The organism is Tepidibacter hydrothermalis (assembly GCF_029542625.1).
Taxonomy (GTDB): Bacteria; Bacillota; Clostridia; order Peptostreptococcales; family Peptostreptococcaceae; genus Tepidibacter_A; species Tepidibacter_A hydrothermalis.
This window is the reverse complement of record NZ_CP120733.1, coordinates 603,821-624,060: the sequence shown is the minus strand read 5'-3', so window position 1 is coordinate 624,060 and position 20,240 is coordinate 603,821. Positions and strand designations below refer to the sequence as shown.

Here is a 20,240-nt window from a genome sequence, read left to right as displayed (position 1 = left end):
TTTATTTGTAAAAATTTTATCATTTAAGGTCTTTATTTGTCAATTTGTTTTCATTTCCAAATAATATAAAAAAGTTCTTCTTTAGAAGGAATCTTAAATGTAAACTTTTTTGAAACTCATAACGAAAATTATATTTATCAACAACTTAAAAAGGAATATGATTTCCTATTCGTTATAGAAAATTTTAATATCCTTTACTTAAATTAACTAAATTTATTAAGTCTTCTTTATCTTTAAGTCTTTTTAAGTTTTCATAAATCACTTCGAACCTTCTATTGTTTCTATTTTCTGATATCCAGCAATTATGAGGAGTTAATATAACATTTTCCAAATCCCAAAGAGGACTTTCTTTAGATAAAGGTTCTCTCTCAAATACATCTAGTGCCACACCTAAAAACTTTCCTTGTTTTATTTTATCTATTAAATCCAATTCATTTATAATACTTCCTCTTGCTATATTTATGAGAACACAGCCATCCTTCATCTTATCTATAACTTCTCCATCTATCAAATGGTGAGTTTTTTTTGTATATGGTATAGATACTACAACAACATCACATTCTGATAAAAATTCATCCATGTTATCCATAGAAAAGCATTTATCAAAATATTCTACATCTCTTCCATTCGTGTTAAGACCATATACATCAACACCAAACCCTTGAAGTCTTTTAGCAGCTTCAATAGCTATTGTTCCAGTTCCTATAAAGCCCACATTTTTATTATACAGTTCTAATAAACTAGTATTTATCTTCCACTCTCTATTTTCTTGTTTTTTATAAAAATACAAGCTATTCTTATATATTTCAAGTATTTTAAGTATTATCCACTCCCCAATAGGTATGCTATATCCTCCTTTATTATTAGATAGCATTATATTATTTTTTCTTATGTAATCAATAGGCGCTTGATCTATTCCAATACTTGATAACTGAATTAATTTCAGTTTTTTAAATTGTTGCATATCAATGTTTTCAAAAGGATTATAACAAACAAGAACATCTATATCGTTTATGTTTTCATTGTTACAAACTTCTTTTTCATTTATATATATAACTTCATACCCCAATTCCTTAATTTTATTCATTTTTTCTTTTCCATAATTGTAAGTAAATAATGCTTTCACTTTTAATCATCTCCTTTATATAATTCATATAAATTTTTTTTATTTTTTAAATTAGGTACCCATTTTCTATTTGCCCCTCGTATACTATAATATGGGTAAAAAAATTGTAGATTTTTGCCATTAACATCTAGAGGAGGTATTTATGCTTAAGTCAAAACACAAAAAACATATTATTTCATTAATAACTTTTATACTAATTATGTCATCAATATCTATTGTTTTTTTTGCAAAGTTTGATATTGATATTACGTTCCAGCGAATATTACTGATATATTCAGCATTTCTTATAGGCCTTAACGTATTATTATTTTCTATTCTAAAAAATTCTTTTAATAAGAAAAAAGTTATGCATGAATCTATTGATAATCTAAGCACTACTGATTCAAAAGATATTTCAAACTCAAAAGTTAAGTCACATAACAAAAAAGATGTCCGATTAAGTTCAAGTGCAAATATATTAACTAGATCAAATAAAAATATAAATTCTCTTTATACAAAAATAAAGGAATTATCTAAATTCAATAATAATATAAAGACTTATTCTAAAGAGAATTCTATAAAAGTCAACAAACTCCTTGAATCAGATTATGCAATAAAACAATCTGTCAATGCTATTGATGCAAAAACAAAAGAAATAGCTTCTATGATAATTGAACTTGGAGATGTTATAGACAAATTAGATTCTTCAATTGATACTTTAAATACTCTTGTTTGTGATATATCTATTGAAAATAATTCTGGTAAAAAAACAAATGACTTTAATAATAAAATAAAAGAAATTAGAGATGTTTCTAATAATATAAAAAGTTCTTCAAAAGACCTTACAAATCTTATATACAAAGTTAAATACGAGATTTATAATTTATCTACAATAAACCAAACTGCTGTTAATGTTCTAGATAAGAAGGATAATACAAATGAAGAATATCTTGAGTGCTTTGACAACATATTAGGAGAAGTATCTAATATAATGACTAGTCTATTAGATCTTTATAAAATTGCAGATAATAACCTTGATATAAGAAATACTTTATTAAAAAAATCAAAACTCATACCTAATACATAAATGAAACTATATAAAATAATAAGCCTTAAATTGAATTTTAAAACATCAATTTCAGGCTTATTATTTTGTATAAAAACAAAGTTCTATATTTTTTCAAATACCTTAGTACATATATTAATTTACAGCTTTCAATTCACTTGAATATATATCATAATTATCAATCATTTTTTTAAATTCCAAGTATATATCTTGGTCAAATTTATGTATATCTTTATCCATAGTTTTTATAGCTTTTTGTTTTCTCAAACCTTTACCAAAAAATGTATCCATCATTAGATTATCATATTCATCTACGATTCTTAGTATTCTAGATTGTATAGGTATTTCATTGCCTTTAAGATTATATGGATATCCTGTCCCATCAAAATTTTCATGATGATGCGATATCCCCTTTACTATATATACATCCATTTTTTTCTCAATAGCTGTACTTGTAGACAATAAAACATGCATTTTTATATATATTTTTTCCCGTTCTGTAAGTACTCCTTTTTTATTCAATATTTTAATATCCAAATATTGTTTTCCTATATCATGGTTCAATCCCGTTATATAAATATGCTCAATTTCTTTTTCCGACAACCCAATAGTTTTTCCAAGTTCTTTAGCCAATAAAGCAACTCTATATCCATGATTTAAAATTTTATCTTCTCTATTCCCCATATTTATAACTGGTCATCGTATATTTATAAATATACGATGACTCCCTTCACCTACCCTTAAATATTTATATTTTAAATTTATCTATTTGATGATTAAGTTTCAAAGAAAGTTCATTAAGTTTTTCTGCATTTCTAGCTACTTCTTCAACTGCCATTGATTGCTGTTGCACGGATGCTGTAACTTCTTCTGATGCTGCTGCTGTTTCTTGTGATACTGCTGATATATTTTCTATAGAATGAACTATTAAATCTTTATCATTTGTTATGTTATGTATATATTCATTAACTTCATCTATGTTAGTTGATATATTAGCTATTGAGCTTGATATTTTTTCAAATGCATTATTAACATCTTCAACTGATTTTGTCTGATCTAAAGATACTGCTTTTACTTCTCTCATAATATCAACTGTATTTTTATTTTCTTCTTGAATAGCATCTACTATTCCTTTTATTTCATTACTTGCATTGCCTGAACCTTCTGCAAGTTTTCTTATTTCATCTGCTACTACTGCAAATCCCTTTCCTGCTTCTCCAGCACGAGCTGCCTCAATCGATGCATTAAGAGCTAATAAATTTGTCTGCTCTGATATAGATTTTATTGTGCCTAATATTCCTTCTATATAACTAGATTTTTCACTCAATTGGTTTACTGCGCTTTCTATTTTATCAATAGAGCTATTATTTAAATTTGTTTTTTGTTTTAATTCTTCTATAGCAGATATCCCTAATGTATTAATATCCATTATCTCATTTGCATTTTTGAACATATTTTGACTGTTATTTGATAGATCATTAAACTTAACATCTAAGTCACAAGCTATTTTAACTCCTTTTTCAGCATCATGAGCTTGATTATTAGCACCATTTGCTATCTCCTCAACAGTTCTTGCTATCTCTTCAGCTGATGCACTAGTTTCTTCTGATGTAGCAGCTAAATTAGTTGCAGAATAAGTTACTTCTTCACTTACCTGTTTTGCCTCTAATAAAAGAGCTTTTACATTTTCCACCATAACATTGAAATTATCCGCTAGTAATCCAATCTCATCATTAGATTTAACATTTGTTTTTACTGTAAAATCTCCATCTTTTACTTTATCTATATCTTTTACTATTGTTTGTATTGGTTTTGTAATTCTATTTGTAAAACCAATTCCTACTACACATGCAATTATAAGTGAAATTATTGTTGTCAATATAGTATTAAAGAATATTGGATTAGTTTCTTTTTTTATTTCATTAATTTCAACTGCCGATAGTACAGTCCAATTCATTTCAGGTATTTTTGTGTATACACAAAACTTCGTGCTTGTACTTCCATCTTTTTCTTTCCATTTATAATCTACGATTCCATTCTCAGTTTTATCTATAGCATTACTTATCTCTGAAACCGTAATTTTTTGTCCTATATATTTGCTTTCTTTATGTGTAACATATTGTTTATTAAAATCTATAATGCAAGAATATCCTTCTTGACCTACTTTTATAGAACTTATTTTTTTAGATAATTCATCCAAAGGTATTGTTACTCCTACTACTCCAATAAATTTACTCTTTTCTGCATCTTCATAAACAGGAGCTGCACAAGTAATTTGTAGCTTGCCATCAGCTTTACCTATATACGGTTTTGTCCAAACTACAGCTTGTTTTTGTTCTGCCATTTGATACCATTCTCTTGTTCTAGGATCAAAATCACTTCCCAAATCTGTTTGAGGATATATAATCATTTTTCCATCTGTAGTTCCTATGTATATTCTAGATGCATCTTCATTATTCTCAATATAATTTTTGAATACATCAACTAAAAAAACTTGAGCTTGGGGATTATTAAAACTGTGTTTAAGATTCATATTATCACTAATCATACCTATACTTTGTTCATATCCTCTAAAATAAGTTTGAATAGAGCTTTTTATTTGTATATTTAATTCTTCCATAGAGTTCCTAAACTGCTTATCCATACCATCATAAGCTCTTTGATACGATATAGTCCCTACAAGTGTAAGTGGTATTATTATTAATGATAAAATAAGTGCTATTAATTTCATTCTAATACTTGTCTTCATAAAACTTACCTTCTTTCTAATTAATATTTTTCAAAATAAAAATGGTCCATAATTAAAGACTTTTTGTAAGTCTCTAGTTATGGACCATCCAAATTGCAAATTTATTATTTGATTTAAATAGTTATTCCATGAAATATATTTTATTTTTTAAACGCAATTCTTCTTAAAAATAGCTTATATGTCATATATCTACTTTTACTTTATAAGTTCGAAGAATAAACATGCTTTTGTATAAATAATATTATCATATTGTGTATTTTTTTGTCAATAATATAGTCAATTAAGTTTTTGTAATCTCATTATTTAATATTAAATATTACTCTCTCATATTTTTCTTTTGGGTATATCTCTGTTTTTTCTAATACTATTTTTCGATTTATCAAAGTAGATATCTGATTTTCGATTTCAGATTTGGTATTCATATATATATTTTTTCTTACTGTCTCTATAGTTGTAAATCCACAACCAGATGATAATAAACTTTCTTCAATAACAGTTAAATTATCTTTTAATAGTATTTCTATTTCTTTTCCTTTTATAAGAACTTGAATAAGTTTAGCTCCTTTACCTGTAACCCTTTTAAGATATTTTGAGTACATATTTCTAATTTCAAGTTCCAGCTCATTTTTCTTATCATCAGTTAAAATAACTTCATCATCAAGTACTAATACATTTTTATTACTTTCTAATTCCTCAATAACTATATCATTTAAACTCTTTAATAGAGCGTTTATATCTATAGGTTTTATTAAATATTTTTCTATTTTCAAATCTACAGTATCTAAAATAGTTTTTGAATCTGATAAAGCTGAAGTTATAATACAAGGGCATTTCGAGCCATTATTTCTAATTTTTTTCATCATTTCAATACCACTCATATCTGGCATTACTAGATCTGTTATTATTATATCTGGCTTTTGCTCATTAAATTTTTCTATTCCATCATTCCCATTCTCAGCTAATATAACTTTTCCCACTCTTCTTTTTAAAAATCTCTCAACCTGATTTCTTGTAATAGGTTCATCCTCTACATACAAAATTTTTACATTCTTTAACATACTTAAACTTTCCATATTTAAACCTCCTCAACAACCAGCGGAAAATTTAATAATACTCCGTTTTCCAAGCCATCATCTATCAAATCAATTGTCCCGTTCATTCTTTGCTCAATTATATTTTTTATAGTAAATAGATTTTCTAGATTTAAATTTATTGTTTTATATTTTTCTTTATCATATATTAATTTTATTTTTAAATTAATATATTTAGCATCTGAATATATTTCTATATTTACCATTCTATTATTAATATCAAACGATTTTTTACAAAATTCAATAACATCACAAAAAATATGATATATGCATTGTGAAAATTCGTTAGGTGAGCTATATATATTAATTTTTTCATCCATTTCTATATTTATTTTTATATTATCTTTTTTTATTTTTTCTTCCATTATTTCAAATGTTAAGTCTATACATTTTTTCACTCCAAAGTATTCATTGTGCTCTGAACATTCAAAGAAAGACTGAAATTTATCTATTTTTTTAGATAAGTTTTTCATTATTTCCCACATTTCATTATAATAATCTTCTAAATCCACACAGTATTTACATTCCTCTTTTAGTTCATCTATTAAGTTTAAAATACAAAAGTTCAAGCTATTAAGAGGCTGTCTCCATACATGTGATAAATTAGATATCATATCTGACATGCTTATTATTTTGTCATTATAATTTTTAACTACATATTGCTCTTTTAAAATTTGAATTTTTCTTAACTGTTTTGTCACATTTTTAATTACAACAAACATTTTTTTAATTTCTTTATCTTCAGCAAAAGGATATACTGAAATTTCAAAACAACTTGCATTTTTCTCTAAATCTATTTCATTAAACGATATAATGTCACTTCCACTATTTGTACGCTTTATATAAAATTTTAAATCTTCTTTGATTTCTTTATTATATATTTTCAAAGCTACTTCATAGTATAACTTGGCAGAACAAGGCTCATATAATTCTAAAATATTTTTACCTATTATTTCTTTAGGGGCAATCTTCAAGTATTCACTAAACATAGTATTTATATTTTTTATATAAAATTCAACCTTACTATCCTCTTTTACTACTTCAAGTTCAGCTGTTAATTCTATTGGTTCGCCTGTGTTATATATAAGACTATCCATTTTCTCAGGTAAACAACTAACTCCTAATGAATTCAGACCTAATTCCAAAAAATCGCCTCCTTATTTTATATCGTACTATTTACTATATTTTAATAGTTAAATTCTATTTTTATTTTTTTAATCTAAGCTTATAACAATTTATTACTATATCATAAAATTGCTTATTGTGTTAGATTTTAAATAAAAAAAAAGCTTATTGAAATATTAACCAACATGGTATTTCAATAAGCTTTTTTGTACTTTCCTTATATTTTCATTTTATAATAAAATACTTATTTGCTTTGTTATAAAGCATACTATGACTGCTATTAAAGTCGGAATTACTGCTGATATTAATGCCCACTTATAACTTCCACTTTCTTTTTTTATAGTAATTAATGTTGTTGCACAAGGAAAGTGAAGCAGTGAAAATAGCATAACATTAAGTGCTGTAATAAATGTCCATCCATTTTGTATGAATAGATTTTTCATACTACTCAATGTATCAAGTTCAAGCATAGCACCCTTTGACATATATGACATTATTAGTATAGGTATGACTATTTCATTTGCTGGAAGTCCTAATATAAATGCCATTAATATAAACCCATCAAGACCTATTAATTGTGCAAATGGGTCTAAAAATTGTGCCATATGTGTCAATATACTTGCATCTCCTATCATTGTATTAGCAAGTATCCATATTATAATACCCGCAGGTGCTGCTACTGCAATTGCTCTTAATAATACGAATATCGTTCTATCTATTATAGATGTATATATTACTCTTAATAGTTGGGGTCTTCTATAAGGTGGCAATTCCAATGTGAATGAAGATGGAACACCTTTAAGTAAAGTTTTACTAAGTGCCCAAGACACTATTAATGTCATTATTATTCCAACAAGTACTAATCCAGCTATAAAGAAGGATGCAACTAAGCTTTGATAGCTACTTGCAAAATACCCTCCTACAAATATAGATGCTATAGCTATTAGTGTTGGAAATCTTCCATTACATGGTACAAAATTATTTGTAACCATAGCTATTAGTCTTTCTCTTGGAGATTCTATTATTCTACAAGCTATAATCCCAGCTGAATTACATCCAAAGCCCATACTCATTGTAAGTGACTGTTTTCCATGCGCTCCTGCTTTTTTGAACAATCTGTCTAAGTTAAATGCAACTCTAGGTAAATATCCTAAATCTTCAAGAAGTGTGAAACACGGAAAAAATATTGCCATAGGAGGAAGCATAACAGCTATAACCCATGCTAGTGTTCTATACATTCCAAGAACTAACATTCCATGAAGCCATTTAGGAGCATTAAGTGATATAAATATATCTGTCAATCTTTCTTCTATTGCAAATAAAAAATTGGCTATAGCAGCAGATGGATAATTAGCCCCTACTATAGTAATCCAAAATACCAATCCTAATAAAATAAACATTATAGGATATCCAGTAATCTTAGATGTAAGAACATCATCTATTTTTTTATCTATATCTATTTTTGATTCATCCTTTTCTACTATTTTATCAGACAGTTCCTTTGCGTTCTCGTATATATTAAAAACCATCTCATCTCTTACTTTCTGTTTTTCTTCTTCGCTGTATTCATCTATTAATGTAGATAATTTTTCTATATCCTGCATAATCTAATCCACCTCTTTTCCCATATATACATATTTGTATAAAGAATTAATTATAGAAGTATCTCCTTCTAATATTCTAAGAGCAACCCATCTTAAGTTAATTTCATTTCCCAATATTGAATCTAATTTTGGAATCAAATTCTCTACTTTTTCTTCTATAAAATTTGAGTATTTTATCTTTTTCGGACTGCATTTTACTTTGTTCAGACTAACGTCGTATACTTTATCTATAAGTTCACTTAATCCTTCTTTTTTTCTTGCACATGTTCCAATAACAGGTATTCCTAGTTCTTTTTCTAATTTTTCAATATTTATATATATACCTTTTCTCTTTGCCTCATCTAATAAGTTTAAACATAAAACTGCATTATCAGTAATCTCCATAACTTGAAATAAAAGATTCAGGTTCCTTTCAAAGCATGTAGCATCAGCAACTACTATTGTTGCATGAGGTTTTGCAAAACATATGAAATCTCTAGCCACTTCTTCTTCAACAGAATTGGCTAAAAGTGAATAAGTTCCTGGTAAATCAACTAATGTAAATTTTTTATCTTTATGAGTATAGCTTCCACTAGCATTAGCTACAGTTTTTCCAGGCCAATTACCTGTATGTTGCTTAAGTCCAGTTAGTGCATTAAATACTGTACTTTTACCTACGTTTGGATTACCTGCAAGCGCTATAACAAGGGATTCTTTTGAATCTATTTTTATATCAAACTCTTCTATTTTATTTTTATATTCACACTTATTGCAATTATCGCAGTTGCATCCCATATAATTTCCCCCCTTTACGCTTCAATAGTTTTTATAAATATATTTACTGTTTCTTCTTTTCTAAGAGCTATCATAGCTCCCTTTATTTTATAAAGTTTAGGCTCACCTAAAGGACTTTTTCGTATAACCTCTATAAATGCACCAGGTACTATACCTAAATCTAACATTCTTCGTCTTGCTATTCCTTGATTTGACAGACCTATAACTATGCATTTTTGAGCTATATCTAGGTCATTAAGAGTTGTTTGCATATTAGCACCTCCTTAGCCATGGCTAACTTTTTATACATAATATACTATGAATAAATATAAATTTAGTTACAATAATATAAAAATAACCGCCCTTTAAATGGGCGGTTTTGAGTTATAGATCTAGCACACTATTCATTTTTAAACTCTTTATTTTTTCAACTATATCCTCGTTCTCCTCTAAAACAACTATTAATTTTTCTATAGATTTTATAGTTTCTATACTGAAATAATGTTCCATAGCCTCAGCTTCTTGGTTAATATCACAATTAGCACCTATAATAGTTATAAATTTTTTTAATAAAGAGTTTCTATCTACCAAAAATTTCCCTTTTTTATTCCCTTTATCTAGTAATTTTATTTTTTCATATGGCCTATACCTTATATATCCAAGCTCATCTAATTTCTTGAGACCCTTAACAACAGATGGCATCGAAAAGTTTAAGCATCCCGCTATATCTTTTACTCTAATTTCTTTATTATATAAAGAAAGCCTATACGCTTCCTCTAAATAATCCTCAAGACTTGGAGACAACATAAAGAAACTCCTTTCCATATATATAAATAAATCCTTAATTAAATAATATTATTTAATTAAGGATTTATGATTAAAATATTAAAGCTCCTGCTATTCCAAATATAATCAGAGGAATATTATAGTGTAAAAAAGTCGGAACACAAGTATCCCATATGTGATTGTGTTGATTATCTACATTAAGACCAGAAGTTGGTCCAAGCGTACTATCAGAAGCTGGAGAGCCTGCATCTCCAAGAGCTGCTGCCGTTCCTATAAGTGTTATTGTAGCCATAGGACTAAATCCTATAGTAGATGCAAGTGGCACATATATAGCTGCTATTATAGGTATAGTTCCAAATGAAGTTCCTATTCCCATAGTTATTATAAGACCCAATAAAATCATAATCGTTGCTGCTATCAACTTATTAGATCCCATAAGTATAGATCCTGATTGAACTAAAGTCTCAACCGCTCCAGTTGCTCTAATAACCGCTCCATATCCCGATGCTACTAACATAACGAATGCTATAAATCCCATAGTATTTATGCCACCACTTACAATATCATCTATATCACTCCATTTTATAGCTCTAAATAATACCATTATAATTATACCAACTAAAGCTCCCAAAGGAAGTGATCCTAGTGTCAACTGTATTGTCAAAGCAGATAATGCAGCCACCATAGAAACATAGTGTTTTTTATCCATACTTTCATCTAACGTACATGCAATCTCATCCATACATATCTCTTCTGATACATATTCTCTTCCTTTTCTATAAGTTATAAATACAGCAACTAATAAACCTATAAGCATACCTATTCCAGGTAAAAGCATCGCCTTCCATACCATATTAGTATATATGTTCATTCCATTGGCATTCATCTGATCTCTTATAATATTATGAAATATAAGTCCAAAACCAATAGGTAAACACATATACGGCATTTGAAGCCCAAATGTCAATGAACAAGCAACAGCTCTTCTATCTATTTTAAGATTATTCATAACTCCTAATAATGGTGGAATTAATATAGGTATAAATGCAATATGAACTGGTATAAGATTCTGAGAAAAAATACTTATAACCGCAATTAAAATAACTAACAAAACAGATTTTCCCTTTATTAATTTAGCTATTTTTCTAGCTAATATGTCTGCAAGACCTGTTTTATGAATAGCACACGCTAAAGCTCCCAATAAAATATAACTAAGAGCTGTTTCTGTATTTCCACCCATTCCCTTTATAAAGATGTTCATAATTTCATCAATAGAAATTCCCGATAATAACCCTGCACTAATAGCAGATATTATTAAAGATAAAATAACATTAAGCCTCATAAGGCATAATGCCGTCATTAATATAACAGATATTACAACTGGATTCATCAGCATAACTCAATTACCTCCTCTAACTTTTTGCCACTTCATTACTTTACCACTTTATTTAAGTAAAGTAAAGAGTAAAAATTTCTAATTCAAAAATTTTAATTAGAAATTTTTACTCTTATAAACTGCTCTCTTACCTCATCACTATACAAAAGAGGTTCAACAATCTTATATATCTCTAATGAGATCTCACTTTTTCCTGTATTTTTCCTTAATTTTTTACTTTCATATTTTATATTGTATTTTATCTTTTCACCTTTATCATTTAAATCAAACTTTATATATTCTTTATTTATACTAGATATTGCAATACTATCATGCGGTAAAAATTTTTGTGACAGATTTAATATACTCTCTATATCTAGGTTATTATTTTTGTTGAATACTATTGTTATGCAATCCGCTATTTTATTGTCTATATTTAAATTATATTTAATGCTAAATATATTATAATTCCAATCGTTTAATCCTTTATCTTTAATTGTATATAATAAATAGTCTCTACCTTGTTCAAATAATATATTATTTTTATATTTTAATTCATGATAAAGTTTGATACTTACAGCCCTATCTCCTATAATATTTCCATTTAAACTAATTTCCCTAAATTTAATCAACCTTTTGTTTATATACTCAAATAATATATTTTTATAATTTACCAACTCATTCTTATATTTTTCAAAGTCTATTTTACTTATATATTTTTCCCATAGTTTTTCAAAAATCATAAACACCACCTTTTTTATCATATACATTAAATTATATAACAAATTTCAAAATAATATTAGTTATTTTTTTAACAACTTTTATCGACAACAATGTGCATTTATAGTTTTTTAAAAATTCTATATTAATTGTATTTTTGCAATATTTTAATTTTTGAAAACACGAAAACAACTGTATCTCGCATCAAATACATCGTTTTCCTTGTTGATATTTAGGGATTTGACGCTATATTTTTTTTTACAAAATACTTCATTTTTTAGTAGACTTAAATCTCAAAATAATATATAATTTAATTTGTTCGAAGTAAATTTGATAATTATATAACTATCTATCTATTAAATAGTTATATAAAGCGTATGCACTAATTTCTATTTATTTCAAAATTATTATATTGTGAAAGGAAGATTATTAAATGGCAAAAATACTTTTAGGAATTATGATTGCTTCTGGAATACCATTTACTTTTATGCTTATTCAATCTTACATGAAGAGAAAAGCAGAAGGCAGATTAGAAACAGAAAGTTTTATTAAAATGGGTTTAGTAGGAGCTCTAGCAAACTTCTTTGATACTTTAGGTCTTAGTAGTTTCGCTATAGAAACATCTTTATTTAAAAACTTTAATTTAGTTAGTGATGAAAAATTACCTGGAACATTAAATGTTGGTGCAACAATCCCAACTTTAGTACAGGCTTGTATATTTATAGCATCTGTTGAAGTTGAACCTTTAACTTTATTCTCTATGATAGTTGCAGCACTTGCAGGTGCAATTGTAGGAGCTGGACTTATATCTAAGCTTCCTAAGAAAACTATACAACTTGCAATGGGAATAGCTTTATTCTCTATGGCAATAATATTACTTGCTGGTCAGTTAAACCTTTTCCCAGTTGGTGGAGATGCTATGGGTCTTCATGGAACTAAACTTATAATAGCTATATGTGGTAACTTCCTATTTGGAGCTTTAAATACTCTAGGTATAGGACTTTTTGCTCCATGTATGACTATGGTTTACATGTTAGGTATGTCTCCAATAGCAGCATTCCCTATAATGATGGGTTCTTGTGCACTTTTATTACCTTTTGCTGGTATGAAGTTCATAAAAGAAGATACTCACTCTGCTCAAGGTTCTATGGCAGTTAACGTTATGGGTCCAATTGGAGTTTTAATAGCTGCATTTTTAGTTAAGTCTATGAATGTTTACCTATTAAAATGGTTATTAATATTCGTTGTTGTATATACAACAGTTATGATGTTCAAATCATATAAAGAATCAGTATCTAAAGAAAATAAAAGCGTAGCTTAATATAATAAAAAAAAGATAGACTGAAAAGTCTATCTTTTTTTAGTTTCACAGAAAACATCTTTCCCCCAATTTAAAATTTTATCCGAAAGCTAAGAGTTCTAAGTCTCCATCCTCTTAAGGCTGGAGATAAGAACTCTACACCTTCTGGATTAGTTTACCCCCAGGGCACACGCAACTAAAAATTCAGTTGGAGTAAAAACTCCATCTGAATTAAGTTTCACTTTATAACTGTTAGTTTTTTCAATAGAATCCTATTTTTTGATATTTTACCGCTTTTGATATATATGCAATCTATCTATATATACAAACGTATTCCAATTCTTCGAATTTACAATTTTATGTTCATAATCCATTTTTGTTCCATTGTATGCGTTTTCTTGCGATGATAAAATTGTAAATGACTTACAAAGGAGGAATTCATAATGAAAAAACTAATATCGAGCTTAATTTTCGCCGCTCTGCTACTAGGTAATTCTACTTCCTATGCACAGTCATATCTTATGCATACGGTTCAAACCGGGGATACATATGCTTCTATTGCAAAAGAGCATAATACAAGTGTGGATACTATTCGTTCATTAAATACCCCATCAGAATACGATCTTTACTCTGGAAGTTTAATAAAAATTAAGCCTGTAAAAGATCAAAAAGCAATATCTATAAAGGTAGATAGTAAAGTAGTTTCTACAGATCAATATCCTTATATAGAAAATTCGCGTACATTCGTCCCTATAAGATTTATAGCAGAAAGCTTAGGCGCTAATGTATCATGGGATCAAAGTTCACAAGAAGCTATATTAGAATATGAAGACAAAATCATCAGATTGCCTATATATTCTAGTACAGCTACTATAAACGGCTCTTCTGTAGCTCTTGATGCACCTGTGAATATATACAATGCAAGAACGTTCGTGCCTGTTCGATTTATAGCCGAAACATTTGACTGCTCTGTTGACTGGAATGGATATGACTATGTAGTAGATATTCAAACAGAAAATTACTCTAATAAAAATATTGTTGATGATAATGTACCTAGCTACTCTAGTGAAGACTTATACTGGCTATCTAGATTAGTACACGCAGAATCTCAAGGAGAATCATATGAAGGAAAATTAGCTGTTGCAAATGTTATAGTAAACAGAAAAAATAGTGACTTATTCCCAGCAAGTATAAAAGGTGTTATCTTCGATAATAACTATGGAATTCAATATACGCCCGTTGCTAATGGTAGAATATATAACACACCTTCAAATGATAGTATTCAAGCTGCAAAACAGGCACTTGAAGGACATAATAATATATCAACATGTCTTTACTTTTTAAATCCAAGAAAATCAACTAACAATTGGATTGTATGGAATAGATTTTATTTTAAAACCATTCAAAATCACGATTTTTATTTATAGTTTTTCTAATGCTGCTTATACAATTATAAGCAGTATTTTTTTACGTTAAACGGTTATAAAATTTTCATTCTATGAGTAACATTGATAAAAGAACTATACTTACAACTATTTTTAAGCAACAGAATCGTAAGACTTGTTTGGATCATGAGTCACCGCGTTAGCGAGTAGACAAATTTTTTATTTCCCTTTTTTTGGTCACTTCTGTATAATTAACTTATATTATCTAATAATACTTAAAGAAGGGGTGATTAAATGAATACTTTTAATGAAAACATTGAAAAATATGCTTCACTTGCAGTTAAGGTTGGTGTTAATATCCAAAAAGGACAGACGCTTATAATCAACTCTCCTATAGAATGTGCTGAATTTACTAGAATAGTAGCTAAATGCGCTTATGAAAATGGAGCTAAAAATGTTCATGTAAGATGGGGCGATGAAGATTTAGCTCTTATTAAATATTTAAATGCTCCAGATGAAGCCTTTGACGAGTTTCCTAAATGGGAAGCTGATGGTCTTGAGTACTTAGCTAAAAACGGTGCTGCAGTTATATCTATATCAGCTTCTAATCCAGAGCTTTTAAAAGATGTAGATCCAAAGAGAATTGCAGCTGCTAATAAAGCAAGATCTCTTGCTCTTAAAAACTATAGAGAGTACATAATGAATAGCACAATATCTTGGTGTGTAATTTCAATTCCAACTAAAGCTTGGGCTAAAAAAGTATTCTCAGATATATCAGAAGATGAAGCAATTCAAAAACTTTGGGATAATATATTCAAAATAGTTAGAGTTGATAAGGATGATCCTGTAAACGCTTGGAATGAACATCTTCAAACACTTAACAATAGAGTTGAATTTTTAAATAATAAAAACTTTAAGTCTCTTCACTTGAAGTCAAGTGTAACAGACCTTACTATAGAACTTCCAAAAGGTCACTTATGGGCTGGTGGCGGAGAAGATAATGCTAATAAAACTTATTTTGTTGCTAATATGCCAACAGAAGAAGTATTTACAATGCCTCTTAAAACTGGAATAAATGGAACTGTCAAAAATACTAAGCCTTTTAACTATGCTGGTAATTTGATAGATAACTTCACTTTAACATTTAAAGATGGTAAAGTCGTAGACTTTAAAGCTGAAGTTGGTCATGAAACTTTGAAAAAATTATTAGAAACAGATGAAGGTGCTTCTTATATTGGTGAAGTAGCTCTAGTTGCTTATGACTCACCTATATCAAATTCAAATATAGTATTTTATAATACTTTATTCGATGAAAATGCATCTTGTCATCTAGCATTTGGAATGGCTTATCCTACCTGTATAGAAAATGGAACTGAGATGAGTTCTGAACAGCTTCAAGAAGCTGGTGCTAACAATTCATTAATTCACGAAGATTTTATGATAGGATCTAGTGATATGAATATAGTTGGTGAAACTCATAATGGAGAAAAAATTCAAATATTTAAAGATGGTAATTGGACTATATAGTAAAAATTATGTGCTTAACCCAAAATAAATGGCATCAAAATACCGCTCATAAGTTAAATATTTTTAATAAAACTATAAATTCCATCTTATTGAATATCCTAAAAGTTCTAAACTCCCTAATGGTCAAACAACGAACTTTCTTAACGTATATTCAAACGCTGTAACTTTAGTTTTATACAAAAATATTTAAATCATTCGCTAACATTTTAATGCCATTTATTTTTTTAATATAGCTCTTAGATTTTAAACCAATTCAAATTGCTCTATTCTTATAAATCAATAAGAAATAAAAATCCATAATCTTTTTTATTTTGTAGTGGAGCATGATCAATTTCACAATATATTGATTAATACTAAAAACTGTCTATAAAAATGTTAGTGAATACTTCTAGATATTTTGACTAATATAACTTACATTTTATCGTTTAATAGTCCGTTGAAAAATTTGCGTGTCTGACCGTAGGGAGTTCGTAAATTTTAGGACTATTAATAAGATAAAAACTTAGTTATATTCAAAATATTGTTGTATTCGCGGTATTTTTATAGATAGTTTTTAATAACCCACAAACACTAAAAAAGAACTCAGATTTCATTTGTACTAAATCTAGGTAGCTACTTTTTTAAGAGTTCAATCTTGTATTTTTTATTCTTTCCATTATTTCAGCTTTTTTCTCCATTAGACCATTTACTTCATTTATAAGAAGGTTATCTTTTTTATGTCCTTTTTCTATATAAAACATAGATACAGCTCCAAGACCTACATGAGTTCCCACAGCTACTCCCATTTGCATAATATATATCTTGCCTTTGAAATCAGTCTCTTGATTTATCTTGTTCTTTAGATTTTCAGCAACACTAATATCAGATGTATATCCTATTATTATAAAATCTGTAGCTTCCTCATCATTTCTACTTATAAATTCGTCTACATAATGTTTTAAAACTCTTTTACGTCCTCTTTCTTTTGCTACTATTGCTCCCTTTCCTTTTTTCATACTCATTATAGGTTTAATTTTTAATATCTTACCTATAAAAGCACTTGAATTTGAAAGTCTACCGCTCTTTATTAAGTGATCTAAATCATCAACAGATAAAAAGTGCTTAACGTTTATTTTATAAGTTTCATTGAATTCTACTATTTCTTCAAAACTCATTCCTTGCTCTTTTAACATAGCACTCTTTAGAACTAACCATCCACTTCCATGGCTCATACACTTTGAATCCACTATATGAATCTCAACATCAGACCCTTCATTCTCATCATAAAAATAATCTTTAGCTATAACTGCTGATTGATAAGAACCACTAGTACCACTTGACATACATATACATATTATCTGTGTATATCCATTTACTACAGCTTCATTCATTATTTTCAAATACTCTGTAGGACTTGGCATTGCAGTTGTTGCTTCTTTATCTAAATTTTCGATTATACTGTAAAACTCATCTGGTTTTATATCTATTCTATCTCTATACGTTTTCCCATTTATATTAATCGTCAACGGAGCTATCCCAATGCTATACTTATCTATTAAGTCTTGAGATAAATCACAAGTTGAATCTGCTATAATTTTTATCATAAATACCCTCCAATAGTTATCTTATTTTATGTCTATATTTTATTTTATCCCGATAATCGAAATATCAATCATATGTGTCATTAAAGTCCCTCTATGTTATTATACAGTTCATACATTGATTTTGTAATATTTTTTGTACAAATTAATTAATTTGTATAAACATTTAAAATAATTATATATATATTCCTTTTATGAATATTGTATACAATTTAAAAATCATATAATTTTCTATTCGTTATAAAAAGGAATAATATAGATTTGTTTGTAAACAATAACGTTAATAGTAGTAGATTTGTGAATAGTTTTAGAAAAATCATATTTTTAAGGAGATGTTCTAAGAATGAATGTTATTGAAACCAATAATTTAACTAAAACTTATGGTAAATCAAGGGGAATCGATGATATAAGCTTTAGTGTTAAGGAAGGAGAGATTTTCGGATTTATAGGTCCAAACGGTGCGGGTAAATCAACAACTATTAGAACACTTTTATCTCTAATATATCCAACTAGTGGTAGTGCTAAAATATTTGGCAAGGATGTTTCAGAATATGGACCTGAAATAAAAAAAGAAATCGGTTATTTACCATCTGAAGTTTTTTATTATGACAATATGAAAGTTATTGATCTTTTGAAGTATTCGGCTAGCTTTTATAAAAAGAACTGTAATAAAAGAATAGATTATTTAGCAAACACAATGAATCTTGACTTAAATAAAAAAATCGATGATTTATCATTCGGAAATAAGAAGAAAGTTGGTATAGTTCAAGGCCTACTTCACGAACCTAAATTAATTATTCTTGATGAGCCTACTAGTGGACTTGATCCTCTTATGCAACAAAAATTTTTCGATTTATTAGAAGAAGAAAATAAGAAAGGTGCAACAATTTTATTTTCATCCCATATTTTAACTGAAGTCCAAAAATTATGCGATCGTGTTGCTATTATTAAAGAAGGTAAAATAGTAAAATTAGAAAATATGTCTACTTTAAAAGAAAATACTTATAAAAAATTCAAGATAGAGATGTTGTCTAAATTACATAAAGATTACTTTAACATTGCTGGTGTAAATAAATTAAAGCTAAAAGGAAATACAGTTAATTTCATCTATAAGGGCGATATCAATGCAGTTATGAAAAAGATTTCATCTATTGAGATATCTAATATTTGGATAGAAGAACCTGATCTTGAAGAAATTTTTATGCATTATTATTCAGAGGAGGAATAAGTTAAATGAACATATATTTACACGAACTAAAAGCTTATAGAAAATCTACTATTATATGGACTTTATCTTTAGTTGTAATGGTTCTCGTATTTTTTTCACTTTTCCCCTCTTTTTCAAGCGATATTGAAGATGTTAAAACTTTGTTAGAAGGATTCCCTGAATCTATAAGAAATATGATGGGTATTTCACTAGAAAGCTTTAACAATATTTTAGGTTACTATTCATTTCCATTCTCATTCATAGTTCTGATTGGAGCAATTCAAGCTATGAACTTAGGTGCTTCAATTATATCAAAGGAAGTACGTGAAAAAACAGCAGATTTTCTGTTAACAAAACCGATTAAACGAACACAAATTTTAACATCCAAGATATTAGCAGTAATTACATCTTTAATAATTACCAATCTAGTTTATATAGTTGCCTCAAACTTAATTGCATCGTCTGTAAAAAATAAGGATTATAACTTTAAAATATTTTTTATGATTTCTATAACATTATTATTCGTACAACTAATATTTATGTCACTGGGTATTATGATCTCAGTGATACTACCTAAAATTAAATCTGTTTTATCTATTTCTCTTGCTACTGTGTTTATTTTCTATTTTATAAGCTTTTTAAGTTCAACAGATTCCGATGATATTATTAGGTATATAACGCCTTTTAAATATTTTAACCCTGCTTATATTATAGAAAATAGTTCATATGAAACTACTTTTATCTTTATATCATTAATTATCGTTTTGGTTTGCATTATCTCAAGTTATGTTATATATGATAAAAAAGATATTCATGCTGTTTGATTTATCTTAAAAATAAAAGTTCTAAAACTTAATCTGCATTAAG

General features: G+C 27.7%; 18 protein-coding genes. 6 read left to right on the top strand and 12 right to left on the bottom strand.

Annotated features, from left to right (window positions below; all coding sequences use genetic code 11):
* Positions 1–184 precede the first annotated feature (184 nt).
* Positions 185–1,126, bottom strand: coding sequence for a phosphoglycerate dehydrogenase (locus P4S50_RS02685; protein ID WP_277732963.1), 942 nt, complete (start codon positions 1,124–1,126; stop codon positions 185–187).
* A gap of 346 nt (positions 1,127–1,472) precedes the next feature.
* Here P4S50_RS02685 and P4S50_RS02680 point away from each other — a divergent pair, with 346 nt between their 5' ends.
* Entirely contained in the window at positions 1,473–2,192 is a 720-nt protein-coding gene (locus P4S50_RS02680) for a hypothetical protein (RefSeq protein ID WP_277732962.1), read from the top strand.
* A 114-nt stretch (positions 2,193–2,306) separates the two neighbouring features.
* Here P4S50_RS02680 and P4S50_RS02675 read toward each other — a convergent pair whose 3' ends face one another.
* From P4S50_RS02675 to P4S50_RS02635, 10 genes are all read right to left on the bottom strand, one after another.
* Positions 2,307–2,855 carry an HD-GYP domain-containing protein gene (locus P4S50_RS02675; protein WP_277732961.1) on the bottom strand — a complete coding sequence of 183 codons (549 nt, stop codon included), beginning with the start codon at positions 2,853–2,855 and terminating at the stop codon, positions 2,307–2,309.
* 64 nt (positions 2,856–2,919) lie between these two features.
* The gene (locus P4S50_RS02670; protein ID WP_277732960.1) at positions 2,920–4,920 is read right to left on the bottom strand and encodes a methyl-accepting chemotaxis protein; all 2,001 of its coding nucleotides are present in this window, start codon (positions 4,918–4,920) and stop codon (positions 2,920–2,922) included.
* A gap of 299 nt (positions 4,921–5,219) precedes the next feature.
* On the bottom strand, positions 5,220–5,993 hold the full coding sequence (locus P4S50_RS02665) for a response regulator (RefSeq protein ID WP_277732959.1): 774 nt from the start codon (positions 5,991–5,993) through the stop codon (positions 5,220–5,222).
* Between the two features lie 2 nt (positions 5,994–5,995).
* Positions 5,996–7,156 carry an ATP-binding protein gene (locus P4S50_RS02660; RefSeq protein ID WP_277732958.1) on the bottom strand — a complete coding sequence of 387 codons (1,161 nt, stop codon included), beginning with the start codon at positions 7,154–7,156 and terminating at the stop codon, positions 5,996–5,998.
* A gap of 210 nt (positions 7,157–7,366) precedes the next feature.
* On the bottom strand, positions 7,367–8,740 hold the full coding sequence (locus P4S50_RS20130; RefSeq protein ID WP_331489687.1) for a nucleoside recognition domain-containing protein: 1,374 nt from the start codon (positions 8,738–8,740) through the stop codon (positions 7,367–7,369).
* Between the two features lie 3 nt (positions 8,741–8,743).
* Positions 8,744–9,514, bottom strand: coding sequence for a FeoB small GTPase domain-containing protein (locus P4S50_RS20125; protein WP_331489686.1), 771 nt, complete (start codon positions 9,512–9,514; stop codon positions 8,744–8,746).
* Positions 9,515–9,528: 14 nt separating this feature from the next.
* Positions 9,529–9,765: a FeoA family protein gene (locus P4S50_RS02650; protein WP_277732957.1), complete on the bottom strand. Its 237-nt coding sequence runs from the start codon at positions 9,763–9,765 to the stop codon at positions 9,529–9,531.
* Positions 9,766–9,877: 112 nt separating this feature from the next.
* On the bottom strand, positions 9,878–10,300 hold the full coding sequence (locus tag P4S50_RS02645; RefSeq protein ID WP_277732956.1) for a metal-dependent transcriptional regulator: 423 nt from the start codon (positions 10,298–10,300) through the stop codon (positions 9,878–9,880).
* Positions 10,301–10,370: 70 nt separating this feature from the next.
* Positions 10,371–11,675, bottom strand: a complete 1,305-nt coding sequence (locus tag P4S50_RS02640) for a Na+/H+ antiporter family protein (protein WP_277732955.1) — start codon at positions 11,673–11,675, stop codon at positions 10,371–10,373.
* A 92-nt stretch (positions 11,676–11,767) separates the two neighbouring features.
* Positions 11,768–12,397 (bottom strand): hypothetical protein, encoded by a 630-nt coding sequence (locus P4S50_RS02635; RefSeq protein WP_277732954.1) that lies wholly within the window; start codon positions 12,395–12,397, stop codon positions 11,768–11,770.
* 410 nt (positions 12,398–12,807) lie between these two features.
* Between P4S50_RS02635 and P4S50_RS02630 the strand changes: the two genes are divergently transcribed.
* The 3 genes from P4S50_RS02630 to P4S50_RS02620 all read left to right on the top strand — a co-directional run bounded on the left by P4S50_RS02630 (position 12,808) and on the right by P4S50_RS02620 (position 16,586).
* The gene (locus P4S50_RS02630; RefSeq protein WP_277732953.1) at positions 12,808–13,695 is read left to right on the top strand and encodes an anion permease; all 888 of its coding nucleotides are present in this window, start codon (positions 12,808–12,810) and stop codon (positions 13,693–13,695) included.
* A gap of 422 nt (positions 13,696–14,117) precedes the next feature.
* Positions 14,118–15,101 (top strand): stalk domain-containing protein, encoded by a 984-nt coding sequence (locus P4S50_RS02625; RefSeq protein ID WP_277732952.1) that lies wholly within the window; start codon positions 14,118–14,120, stop codon positions 15,099–15,101.
* Between the two features lie 252 nt (positions 15,102–15,353).
* Entirely contained in the window at positions 15,354–16,586 is a 1,233-nt protein-coding gene (locus P4S50_RS02620) for an aminopeptidase (RefSeq protein ID WP_277732951.1), read from the top strand.
* Between the two features lie 620 nt (positions 16,587–17,206).
* On the opposite strand, the gene P4S50_RS02615 is transcribed toward P4S50_RS02620, so the two are convergent.
* Positions 17,207–18,169, bottom strand: coding sequence for a DegV family protein (locus P4S50_RS02615; protein ID WP_277732950.1), 963 nt, complete (start codon positions 18,167–18,169; stop codon positions 17,207–17,209).
* Positions 18,170–18,509: 340 nt separating this feature from the next.
* On the opposite strand from P4S50_RS02615, the gene P4S50_RS02610 reads away from it, so the two are divergent.
* Positions 18,510–19,394: an ABC transporter ATP-binding protein gene (locus P4S50_RS02610; RefSeq protein ID WP_277732949.1), complete on the top strand. Its 885-nt coding sequence runs from the start codon at positions 18,510–18,512 to the stop codon at positions 19,392–19,394.
* 5 nt (positions 19,395–19,399) lie between these two features.
* Positions 19,400–20,197 (top strand): ABC transporter permease subunit, encoded by a 798-nt coding sequence (locus P4S50_RS02605; RefSeq protein ID WP_277732948.1) that lies wholly within the window; start codon positions 19,400–19,402, stop codon positions 20,195–20,197.
* Positions 20,198–20,240: the final 43 nt, after the last annotated feature.

Coding starts and splice junctions, on each gene's coding strand:
- P4S50_RS02650 (WP_277732957.1), bottom strand. CDS start 9,765: ATGCAAACAACTCTTAATGACCTAGATATAGCTCAAAAATGCATAGTT.
- P4S50_RS02635 (WP_277732954.1), bottom strand. CDS start 12,397: ATGATTTTTGAAAAACTATGGGAAAAATATATAAGTAAAATAGACTTT.
- P4S50_RS02610 (WP_277732949.1), top strand. CDS start 18,510: ATGAATGTTATTGAAACCAATAATTTAACTAAAACTTATGGTAAATCA.
- P4S50_RS02640 (WP_277732955.1), bottom strand. CDS start 11,675: ATGCTGATGAATCCAGTTGTAATATCTGTTATATTAATGACGGCATTA.
- P4S50_RS02675 (WP_277732961.1), bottom strand. CDS start 2,855: ATGGGGAATAGAGAAGATAAAATTTTAAATCATGGATATAGAGTTGCT.
- P4S50_RS02680 (WP_277732962.1), top strand. CDS start 1,473: ATGCATGAATCTATTGATAATCTAAGCACTACTGATTCAAAAGATATT.
- P4S50_RS20125 (WP_331489686.1), bottom strand. CDS start 9,514: ATGGGATGCAACTGCGATAATTGCAATAAGTGTGAATATAAAAATAAA.
- P4S50_RS02670 (WP_277732960.1), bottom strand. CDS start 4,920: ATGAAGACAAGTATTAGAATGAAATTAATAGCACTTATTTTATCATTA.
- P4S50_RS02665 (WP_277732959.1), bottom strand. CDS start 5,993: ATGGAAAGTTTAAGTATGTTAAAGAATGTAAAAATTTTGTATGTAGAG.
- P4S50_RS02645 (WP_277732956.1), bottom strand. CDS start 10,300: ATGTTGTCTCCAAGTCTTGAGGATTATTTAGAGGAAGCGTATAGGCTT.
- P4S50_RS02615 (WP_277732950.1), bottom strand. CDS start 18,169: ATGATAAAAATTATAGCAGATTCAACTTGTGATTTATCTCAAGACTTA.
- P4S50_RS20130 (WP_331489687.1), bottom strand. CDS start 8,740: ATGCAGGATATAGAAAAATTATCTACATTAATAGATGAATACAGCGAA.
- P4S50_RS02630 (WP_277732953.1), top strand. CDS start 12,808: ATGGCAAAAATACTTTTAGGAATTATGATTGCTTCTGGAATACCATTT.
- P4S50_RS02625 (WP_277732952.1), top strand. CDS start 14,118: ATGAAAAAACTAATATCGAGCTTAATTTTCGCCGCTCTGCTACTAGGT.
- P4S50_RS02605 (WP_277732948.1), top strand. CDS start 19,400: ATGAACATATATTTACACGAACTAAAAGCTTATAGAAAATCTACTATT.
- P4S50_RS02620 (WP_277732951.1), top strand. CDS start 15,354: ATGAATACTTTTAATGAAAACATTGAAAAATATGCTTCACTTGCAGTT.